The following is a 10,174-nucleotide window of genomic DNA, read 5'->3' as shown; positions in this document are numbered from 1 at the left end:
GTTCATCATAAACAACAACACAAACGAAAAACCAATGCTAATGAGCGCATAATAGGTAGCAATTTTTGTTTGCCCAGATTCAATAGCAAGATAAATAGCTGTTGGAATGGTTTGCGTCTTTCCTGGAATATTTCCGGCAAACATTAAGGTTGCTCCAAATTCACCAAACGCCCGTGTAAAACTTAAAATAAATCCAGTGGCAATTGACCGATAGGATAACGGAATGGTAATTAGAAATAGCAGCTTCCAATTAGATGCTCCATCTACTTTGGCCGCACCACGAATAGTATCATCAACCATTTGAAAACCGGTTTTCAGTGATTGATACATAAGCGGGAAAGCAACTACACTTGCAGCTATAACCGCTGCAGTGACGGTAAACAACAGGGGTTGTCCGGTTAGCCAGGAGATAGCTTGCCCAACAAAGCTGTTATTACCAAAAATAATAATTAATAAAAAACCAATGACGGTTGGCGGCAAAACAAGAGGAAGGAAGACAACCGTCTCTAAAATGGCGCGTCCTTTCACATTTTTTTCGGTCATCCAATACGCCACAATCATAGCAAATACAAATACAATCCCTGTTGCGATACTGGCTACGACTAACGAAAGTTGAACAGGGTGCCAAGACCACATCATGTATCCTCCACCAGCTTATCACAAATGACAAATCCGTAAACTTCAAATAGCGCTTTACTCGTTTCATTTTGCGCATAGTTATAAAATTGTTCTGCCGCTGCTTGCTTTTCTTGAGAACGTTCATTACCATTTTCAATGACCGCTACATAATAGGATATTGGGGTATGTAATGCGCCATCTATTTTCTCTATAATATCTACTTCGTTCACACGATGGAGATCACTGCTATAGACTATACCAGCAGACACCGCTTTATCTTTTACTAATTGCAAGACATGAGATACGTCTTTAGCAAATACCATTCGTCCTTGCAACTCATCCCAAAAACCCATTTTTTGTAATGCTTCTTGTGCATAGAAGCCTGCTGGTACGGATTCCGGTGTACCAAGAGCAAATTTTTGATTCGTGTTAACAACATTTTGTAGCGTTGAAACAGGACCACCTTGTGGCTGGATAGCAACTAATTGATTATGTAACAATTCCTCGCCCTGTTCAATATACCCTCCCTCTAATAACAGATCGTAATCTTTTTTAGAAGCAGAAAAAAAGACATCAATAGGTGCCCCTTGTTCTACTTGCTTCCGTAGCGCCCCTGTCCCTCCAAAATTAAATGTTACTTCCATATTTGGGTTTTCCTTCTCGAAGTTTTCTTTTATTTCTGTTAATACGTCCATCATGCTGGAAGCCGCAGAAATCGTAAGTTCTATGGAGCCTTTGGCATTTGAGTTAGAGTTAGATGCATTTCCACAAGCAGTTATAATGATGAGCACAGCTACAAGTATGAGTATGGTTTGTTTTTTCACATTGCTCCATCCTTTTATACGTATCTTATTGTTGCCACTTTATTTCATTCAATAAAAGTGATTGACTCGCTTCAAACTTACGTCTTATAATACGAGCCTCTTTCATCATTTTCCTGTTTAACCTTGCTCTATATCTTTGCTAACTTCCATGACAAGATGTCCCAATTCAGGCAAGATTAACTTTTCCATCGCTAGTTTTACCGCCCCACTAGAACCTGGTATGGCAAAAATAACACGATTTTGCGAAACGCCGGCGACTGCTCTTGATAACATGCTTGCTGAACCGATGTCCAATTGGTAACTAAGCATACGAAATAACTCACCAAAGCCAGGTAATTCTTTATCTAATAATGGCTTGACAGCTTCAATGGTGACATCGCGTTTGGAAATGCCTGTACCTCCATTTATAATCACAGCTTCTATGTCTGTTCCATAGCTGTTTATATGCATTTCAATCATGCCTTTTTCATCTGGGATTACATCGTAAGCAGAAACAGCATGACCTTCCTCTCCCAAAAAGGATTGAATGAATCTTCCACTTTTATCGGTTTCCTTATTTCTTGTATCACTGATGGTTAAAATAGCACATGTAACAGCGTTTGGTGATGCCTTTCGATGGTCTTGTAACAATCGTGTAGCCCCCTTAATGTTCTATATTAGCCACATATTTGTGATATTCGGACTGTCGATTTATATTAAAAAATGCTTTGGTATCATCTATTTTCACATAACGTGTAGCTATTTTTTCCAATAAGTGATCAATCCTCCGTTCTTCTTGATCAAGCTGCGTTTTAATCTTGTCTTTTATAGTACAACGAAATAACCCCACAAGGACTTGCATTTTTTCATCTACTATGGGAATAACTGCGTCTATCTCATCTCCCATCTCCCGCAACAAAACCTCTAGTACGTCTGACTTCATAAACGGCACATCGACAGGCAAGGTGAGCAACCACTCTGTTTCACAAGAAGTCATTGCGGAATAAATTCCTGCAAGCGGACCATCCCCTTGATAATGCGGGATATCCTCTATGATTTTCACATCCGTATCATCATGCCTAAAGCAAGCCGCTAGAGCTGGACTAGTTACCAAAAAAATCTTGTTAACAAACGGACGCAATACAGCGATGGAAATTTGATAAAAAGCTTTTCCGTCTTTTTTAGCAAATGCTTTTGGGGAGCCAAATCTTCTTGACGCCCCTCCCGCAATGACGGCTCCAGTTATATCCTGCTCCATGGAAGCCCTCCTTTTTAGAGCTATTTAAAGTTATGAGAAATCACCCATTACACTGTAAAGTGAAAGACCGACGACTTTAGTGGTGGAAATTTCAAGAGGTCACCAATAGAGATACAGTGAGGATTTTATCCCACATGAATTGTTTAGTATCCCATTGATATAACATAAATCTTTCAAAGATTATTTAGGTGTTGTTATCTCCGCTTAGACTTGCATTTTCCGATTATTAAAGTGGTATTCAAGATAAAATTACCCTCCGCTTACAGGAGGAATAAAAGCAATTGTATCCCCAGCTTTTATAACTTCTGAATCCATTACATATTCCTCATTAATTGCTGTCATTATTGTTTCCATTTGCGATAACGAATAGCTTTCCTGAAGTTGCTTTTTCAATTCATGAATAGTCATTTCTTCAGCCTCTACTTGTAAACGGTCTGTTCCTATGTCTTCTCGAAGCTGTGCAAATAATAAAACCTCTACCATGCATACCCCTCCTTCTATTAAATGACACTTGAAATATAATGCTTATCGATTATGATTTCCTTAGCAAAGTGAATTTGCATCGATTCACTCTATTTATCTACGCATCTATTGCTTGAAACTTAGCCACCTATATAAGACATTTCAATTTTTGTTTTATTCTTTGCCGACTCTTCTGTTCGTTCATCCGAGTACCGATCCGTTCTGTTCTGCCACGTCGATACAATCGCTGCACGCACAACTTCATCACCAGAATTAGAACGTAGTATACTTTTTAGATCTAACCCATTAGATGCAAAGAGGCATGTATATAGCTTCCCATCAGCCGCAACTCTTGCTCTTGTGCAAGTAGAACAAAAAGACTCGGAAACAGAGGTAATAAAGCCAACTTCTGTATTCGTTCCGACATAACGATACCTTTTCGCAACTTCACCAACATAAGCAGGATTTACGGCTTCTAAAGCAAAATGCTTGAATAATTCATCATAAAGTTCTTTTTTTGTCATCACTTGACGAAAGTTCCAACCGTTCGCTGTACCAACGTCCATAAATTCAATAAATCTCAACGTAATTCCACGTTTCTTAAAATAAGTAGCCATTGGAATTACTTGATGATCATTCATTCCTTTTTTTACTACCATATTGACCTTAACGCCTAACCCGACTTCTTTAGCCTTATCAATCCCTCTTAAAATCATTTCTGTTTTGTAAGCGGCATCATTAATTATCATAAAAACATCGTCGTTTATGGCATCTAAGCTCACATTCACCCTATGCAAACCTGCCTCCTTCAAACGAGGAGCCATACGTTCCAATAATGAGGCGTTCGTTGTCAATGCAACATCTTCTAATCCATGAATAGACACTAGCTTATCAATTAACACTGGTAAATCTTTACGCAACAAAGGCTCTCCGCCCGTTAAGCGAATTTTCCTTATTCCTAATGAAACAAAAATTTTCGCCACTCGCTCTATCTCTTCAAATGAAAGCAACTGCTCTCTTTTCATAAACGAAAAATCGTTTCCAAACATTTCCTTTGGCATACAATATCTACAACGAAAATTACAACGATCTGTCACAGAAATCCGCAAGTCATGTAAAGGACGTCCAAATTTATCTTTCATTTCAGACAAGTAACCCTCTCCTTTTCCCTTCCTTCTTACGTCCATTCTAACAGAATTAATCTTTAAAAACCTTACAAAATCGTGAATTGTTAGAATAAAGAAGCTGTATAGCACAAAAGCAATTTAGAGGGGTAAAGTAAGCACAAGGAGTGGAGGTTTATTCACCCTCCACTCCTTGCTATTACTCCAAGAATAGTCTACAAACCATTGAACAAATTATACATTCATGTATTCTGTATAATCCATACCTCATTTTAGAAAGAGAAAGAAAGCTCAAAGCATTTTTCTTTAAGGCAAGTTTATACTTCGTTCATGCACTTACAACGCTATTTTTGTAGCATCTTTCGGATATCATCACTGAACAAATGCCCATCTAATACGCCTGCCATATGCCCTTTTAAGCTCTCAATTTCTACTAATTCTGCTTCTTTGCCTAATTTCAACAACGTATCAACCATACGACGATTATAAATGGTCGGCTGGAGTAAATCACGCGTGCAAGAAATCATTAACACGTTAGCCTGTATTCTGTCTAACGCTTCTTCTAATGAACCTATACCGTGAGCGATATCATGCATCATCGTTGCTCGACAAGTATAATACCAATGACTAGCATCCATAACTGGCATTCCCGCTTTCACAGCGTCATACAACTGTTGCTCGTAACCTGTTCTCATATGAAGATATTCGTAAGGAGCTTGTTCATCACTATTTCGCTGATATGTATCTTCATACAGCTCTGGTGTAAACGCACCTGCATTCATCATTTGAATAGCTAAGTGCAAGCCTTCTTCAGGTCCTTGATCGTCCACATAATTACCATTATTCCAATTCGAATCTAGTTCAATTGCTCGCATGGCATGTTGTAGCACATTAAACGATGTTATGACTGGATTTTGTGGATTGGTTATTACTCCAATTATACGTTCTACCATGTCTGGATAGTGGACTGCCCAATTTAATGAAATAAACCCACCAGCTGAAGCCCCCATGACAGCATGTAGTTTCTTAATACCTAGCTGTTTCGTAATAAAATCATGCTGTATACCCGCCATATCACGAAATGTAAATGGCGGAAAATCCATCCCCCATATTTGCCCTGTCTCTGGGTTAATTGTTCTTGGGCCTGTTGTAATTACCTTCGGATGATAAGCTTGTACATTCGCCAAATTATCTGTACTAATAACAAAGAATTTATTCGTATCAACTGCTTTACCTGGGCCGATCAAAGAGTCCCAATAGCCGCTTGTCTCATCCTCAGGAGAATACTTTCCTGCCGCATGGCTAGAAGCGCTAAAATAATGTGCCACTACCACTACATTTGATTTGTCTTTGTTTAATTCCCCGTATGTCTCATACCCTAAAGTTACAGGGATCGCTTTCCCGCATTCCAATGTATAACTGTCTAACGAAAATTGCTTTTTTTCAACATGATTCATATCCATCGTAAAGCCTCCCTTTCATCATTTCTTTAGCTGATTGCTTGCTTTTAATCTTCTGTCTTCCCTCCTGTTTCTGGTAGTAAGAAGGAACCAATAAAAAATGATAAGCTTAATAGAATCGCACAATATAATCCAGCCTGGAAGCCAGATACATCAATTAACACTCCCACAAAATAATAGGCAACCGTTTCAAACATATAAGCAAACGACCAGAAGAATCCCATGATTAACGTTAATTTGCTTGGTGTCATATCAGGAAGCTCTTGTGGAATCGTAACCAATGCTGTCATTGGCAAGAACATGAAGAATCCGACCAGTGCTGCCATAGCTAACGCCAATGCACCCGATGTTGTCATGACCATGATTACAGCTGATACCGTCATCGCTAGCCCTGACCAACGAAGTACTGGCAAACGGCGAGCAAATCGCTTCGTTACCATAATTCCAAATATCGTTCCGACTACTCCGGCGATCGCTACTACTGTACTCAGCGTTTTTGGATTGATTGCAGCACTATCTGAAACTGGGAAAATTGTAAGAATAACGATATATAACAATAACAAGCCAGCATAAGTAAACGGAAAGACATAATTAAACTTATCCTTTAAACCATCTTTAAATGTGTATGTTTTCACCGTTTTTTGATCGTTAGAGGTTTGATTTAGTTCAAAATCTTCCCCAAATATGAGCCATAATACGAATAACACAAGGCTACAGGCTGTAAAAAACAGGATACTATTTTGCCAAGTTACTAGCCACGTAAAAACAGGTGTTACAACAACCATAGCAATAATACTTCCCACATTATAAGCTGCTGCATTAATCCCATTAATAGTAGAGCGTCGTTTTGGATCAAAATAACGAATAACAATTGGTGCAAAATATACAATATATAGGGCTCCCCCAAAACCAGTAATAAACCTTGTTACAACAAACATCCAATATTCCGTTACGAACACACCTAAACCGCTTCCGAGTACAATTAACAACGAAGCAAAAGCAATTGCTTTTTTCGGTTGTAGTTTAACCAAAAACCATGCTGCTAGTAGATTACCTATAATTTTAGCAACCGTAATTGCATTTGAAATAAATGTCGCGGAAGCAAAATCTGTCAACTTAAAATGCTCCATAATTTGCGGGGTCAGTGTCGTCCCCGCAATCCAGCTAACCGCAAAAAATGCATACGTAAAAAACATAATCGTTTCCATGATATATGCCCTAACGCCATTTTTCTGAATCGCTTCATTCATCGTGCTATCCCCAATCTTTATTTTGTGAGAAAATCACTACCCATATCTTGCTTACTCTGATGAAATATGAGCCCCATAGGACCTTCTTTAAAAATTGCTTTATCCATTAATGTTAAGTCCTTACTAATCAGTGGTGTAAATTCCATTTGTGCCAAAACATCTCTTTCTAAATCGATTCCTGGAGCTATTTCTATTAATGTCAATCCATTTTTACGTAATTCAAACACAGCTCTCTCTGTTACATACAAAACAGGTTTTTCATTTTGTTTCGCTACTTTTCCACTGAAGGTAATTTGCTCTACATCGCTGGTGAATTTTTTCACTTTTCCTTCCTGTAAGATTACTAACCTTCCATCACATACTTCCATTTTTAACCCGCCAGCTGTAAATGTCCCACAAAAGACAAGCTTTTTGGCATTTTGTGTAATGTTAATAAATCCACCACAGCCTGCAATTTTAGGTCCGAATTTTGAAACGTTTACATTACCTTTATCATCACATTGAGCTAATCCTAAAAAGGCTATATCTAGTCCTCCTCCATCGTAGTAATCAAACATATACGATTCATCAATAATCGCGTCCGGGTTTATGGAGCATCCAAAATCAAGTCCGCCAACTGGAGTTCCTCCAAATATGCCTGGTTCAATCGTGGGGATAAAATGGTCTTCCTGTCCTTCTTCACTTAATACATTAGCTACCACTTCTGGAACACCAATCCCATAATTAATTACTTTCATTGATTGGGTTAAGGTCTTCGCACTGCGTCTTGCGATTACTTTGCGTATATTTAATGGATAGATAGATTTTTTATCATTAACTACCAAATCACTACGTATAAAAGCTTCATTGTATTGTGTGCCGAATGTTTGCATATGGTTTTCTTTATTTTCTACAACGACGATAGCATCAACTAAGACATGAGGAATGTGAACATTTTTAGGATTTAGTGAAGATTCCCGTACAACCTTTTCAACTTGAACAATTACTTTTCCGCCGTTGTTTCTGGCATTCATAGCAAAGGATAGAACATTTAAAGTTAGTGGTTCATCTTCTAAACTTATATTTCCTTTTTCATCAGCGGTTGTACCTTTTAAAATAGCAACATCTATCGGCAGTGTTTTATACGCTAAATAATCTTGACCATCAAATTGAATTTTTTCAACAATATCCTCCGTGGTAACTGCATTTAACTTACCGCCATCCCAATCAGGATCAACAAAAGTCCCTAAGCCGACATGAGAGATTAAACGCGGATGACCTGCTGCACTTTCACGAATGAGCTGTGTAATAACCCCTTGCGGCAAATTATATGCTTCTAACTTATTCTCTTCGACGAGTGGAGCGAGACGAGGAGCCATTCCCCAATGCCCCCCTATTACTCGTTTAATTAATCCTTCATGAGCGTAGTGATTAAGCCCCTTGGATGCACCATTTCCATCCCCTATACCAGCGGCATAGATTAACGTTAGGTTCTGTGGTGTATTCGTTTCGATGTATTTATTTTCAATTGCCATATGAATTTCCTCAGCAACTCCTGTACCAATAAATCCCCCTATTCCAACTCTATCACCTGTGTTAACCAAATGTACCGCTTCTTGAGCAGACATAAATTGTAAGTTATCTTTCATCTCTTTCACACCTTTATGTTTCATGATCTTCACATAACTTGAAACTATTTCAAGTCTGGAAACTATTCGCCAGAGCAAAACAGAATGCGCTTTCACAACTGTTCTCGATGATTTACGAGAAACTGTTCCTGCTTCACGCTTATGTGTTATAAAATAAATCTACACTGGGCTTTTTTCTCCCACTAATTGTTCATACTACTTAGACAGCACCTAAAGGCCTCTAAGTCAAATTGGGTATTTAGGTGCTGTTATCTGTACTAAAAAACGTGTATGTGACCCCTTCATTTAAACCAGGAAACTTACAGCACTTTAATGCAGGACAATCTCACACAATCTCAACGCCCAATTTCAGATACGGACTACTCTATAGATTTTAATAATGTAGCTGTACCCATTCCTCCACCAATACAAAGAGATGCGAGCCCATATGTTATCGTTCGCTTTTGCATTTCATGTACAAGTGTAGTAATAATCCGCGCACCGGAAGCCCCTAAAGGATGACCTAGCGCGATAGCTCCACCATTAACATTTACAGTTGATTCGATCCATTCTTTCGTCCAACCATACATTTCCTGAAGCTCCTTGATTACTCCGATAGATTGAGAAGCAAATGCTTCATTTAACTCTATTAGCTCCACCTGTTCTGGATTCACATCTGTTTTACTAAATAGATGTTGAATCGCTTTTACAGGACCTAACCCCATAACAGCTGGGTCTATTCCACCTTGTCCAACCGCAACAATCTCAGCAATTGGCTCAAGCTGATATTTCATTACTGCAGCTTCAGAAGCTACTAAGAGTATAGCTGCTCCATCATTAATGCCAGAAGCATTTCCAGCAGTAACCGTCCCATCCTTCTTAAACGCTGGTCTTAAACGGGCAAGCTTATCAAGAGTAGTAGAGTAATTGGGATATTCATCTTCTTTAAATGTCATAAGATGCTTTTTACGATCCATAAACTCCACAGGTACAATTTCAGCTTCAAAACGACCACTATCATTTGCTTTGATAGCTCGTTGCTGCGATGTTAGAGCAAATCTGTCCTGCTCTTCTCTGGTTATATGATATCTTTCAGCAATATTCTCAGCAGTTATCCCCATATGATAATGATGAAATGCATCGGTTAAACCATCTTGAACCATACTGTCATGCAATTGAAGGTTCCCAAGCTTCTTACCAGTTCTAACTTCTGCCGTTGTTACGAAAGGAGCCTGTGACATCACTTCAACGCCACCAACTAACATAAGATCAGCCATATTAGTTAAAATGCTACTATAAGCAGTCATTAAAGATTTCATGCCACTGCCACAAACCATATTCATTGTGTAAGCCGGAACGGATTCAGGTAATCCAGCTTTTATACTTGCTTGTCTAGCAATGTTTTGCCCCTGCCCCGCAGATAATACATTTCCAATAATTACCTCGTCTATTTCACTACCATTTAGTTGATGGTACTGAATGATACTTTTCATTACTTGAGCAGCTAAATCACTGGGCGGTACAGAAGCAATTGTACCTAAAAAAGATCCAATCGCACTTCGTCTAGCATCTATTACATATACTTTTGTCAT

At 38.7% G+C, this 10,174-nt stretch carries 10 protein-coding genes; all 10 read right to left on the bottom strand.

Annotated features, from left to right (window positions below; genetic code table 11):
• Positions 1 to 639: molybdate ABC transporter permease subunit (gene modB / locus HLX49_RS00625; RefSeq protein ID WP_296360415.1), on the bottom strand; the 639-nt coding region annotated here is incomplete at its 3' end.
• The gene (modA, locus tag HLX49_RS00620; protein WP_296360413.1) at positions 636 to 1,442 is read right to left on the bottom strand and encodes a molybdate ABC transporter substrate-binding protein; all 807 of its coding nucleotides are present in this window, start codon (positions 1,440 to 1,442) and stop codon (positions 636 to 638) included. The genes modA and modB, both read right to left, overlap by 4 nt.
• 117 nt (positions 1,443 to 1,559) lie before the next feature.
• Positions 1,560 to 2,072, bottom strand: coding sequence for a MogA/MoaB family molybdenum cofactor biosynthesis protein (locus HLX49_RS00615; protein ID WP_296360412.1), 513 nt, complete (start codon positions 2,070 to 2,072; stop codon positions 1,560 to 1,562).
• A gap of 13 nt (positions 2,073 to 2,085) precedes the next feature.
• Positions 2,086 to 2,679 carry a molybdenum cofactor guanylyltransferase gene (gene mobA / locus HLX49_RS00610; RefSeq protein WP_296360411.1) on the bottom strand — a complete coding sequence of 198 codons (594 nt, stop codon included), beginning with the start codon at positions 2,677 to 2,679 and terminating at the stop codon, positions 2,086 to 2,088.
• A 249-nt stretch (positions 2,680 to 2,928) separates the two neighbouring features.
• Positions 2,929 to 3,162, bottom strand: coding sequence for a molybdopterin converting factor subunit 1 (gene moaD / locus HLX49_RS00605; RefSeq protein WP_121640791.1), 234 nt, complete (start codon positions 3,160 to 3,162; stop codon positions 2,929 to 2,931).
• A gap of 119 nt (positions 3,163 to 3,281) precedes the next feature.
• Positions 3,282 to 4,328 carry a GTP 3',8-cyclase MoaA gene (gene moaA / locus HLX49_RS00600; RefSeq protein WP_296360410.1) on the bottom strand — a complete coding sequence of 349 codons (1,047 nt, stop codon included), beginning with the start codon at positions 4,326 to 4,328 and terminating at the stop codon, positions 3,282 to 3,284.
• A gap of 281 nt (positions 4,329 to 4,609) precedes the next feature.
• On the bottom strand, positions 4,610 to 5,722 hold the full coding sequence (locus HLX49_RS00595) for an alpha/beta fold hydrolase (RefSeq protein WP_296360420.1): 1,113 nt from the start codon (positions 5,720 to 5,722) through the stop codon (positions 4,610 to 4,612).
• Between the two features lie 50 nt (positions 5,723 to 5,772).
• Positions 5,773 to 6,975, bottom strand: coding sequence for an MFS transporter (locus tag HLX49_RS00590; RefSeq protein WP_296360409.1), 1,203 nt, complete (start codon positions 6,973 to 6,975; stop codon positions 5,773 to 5,775).
• 17 nt (positions 6,976 to 6,992) lie between these two features.
• The gene (locus HLX49_RS00585; RefSeq protein ID WP_296360408.1) at positions 6,993 to 8,627 is read right to left on the bottom strand and encodes an acyl CoA:acetate/3-ketoacid CoA transferase; all 1,635 of its coding nucleotides are present in this window, start codon (positions 8,625 to 8,627) and stop codon (positions 6,993 to 6,995) included.
• 335 nt (positions 8,628 to 8,962) lie between these two features.
• Complete coding sequence (locus HLX49_RS00580) at positions 8,963 to 10,174, bottom strand: acetyl-CoA C-acetyltransferase (protein ID WP_077702343.1); 1,212 nt, start codon at positions 10,172 to 10,174, stop codon at positions 8,963 to 8,965.

Origin of the sequence: Virgibacillus sp. (assembly GCF_013393565.1) — a bacterium.
Lineage (GTDB): Bacteria > Bacillota > Bacilli > Bacillales > Amphibacillaceae > Virgibacillus > Virgibacillus dokdonensis.
This window is presented reverse-complemented; position numbering and strand designations above follow the sequence as displayed.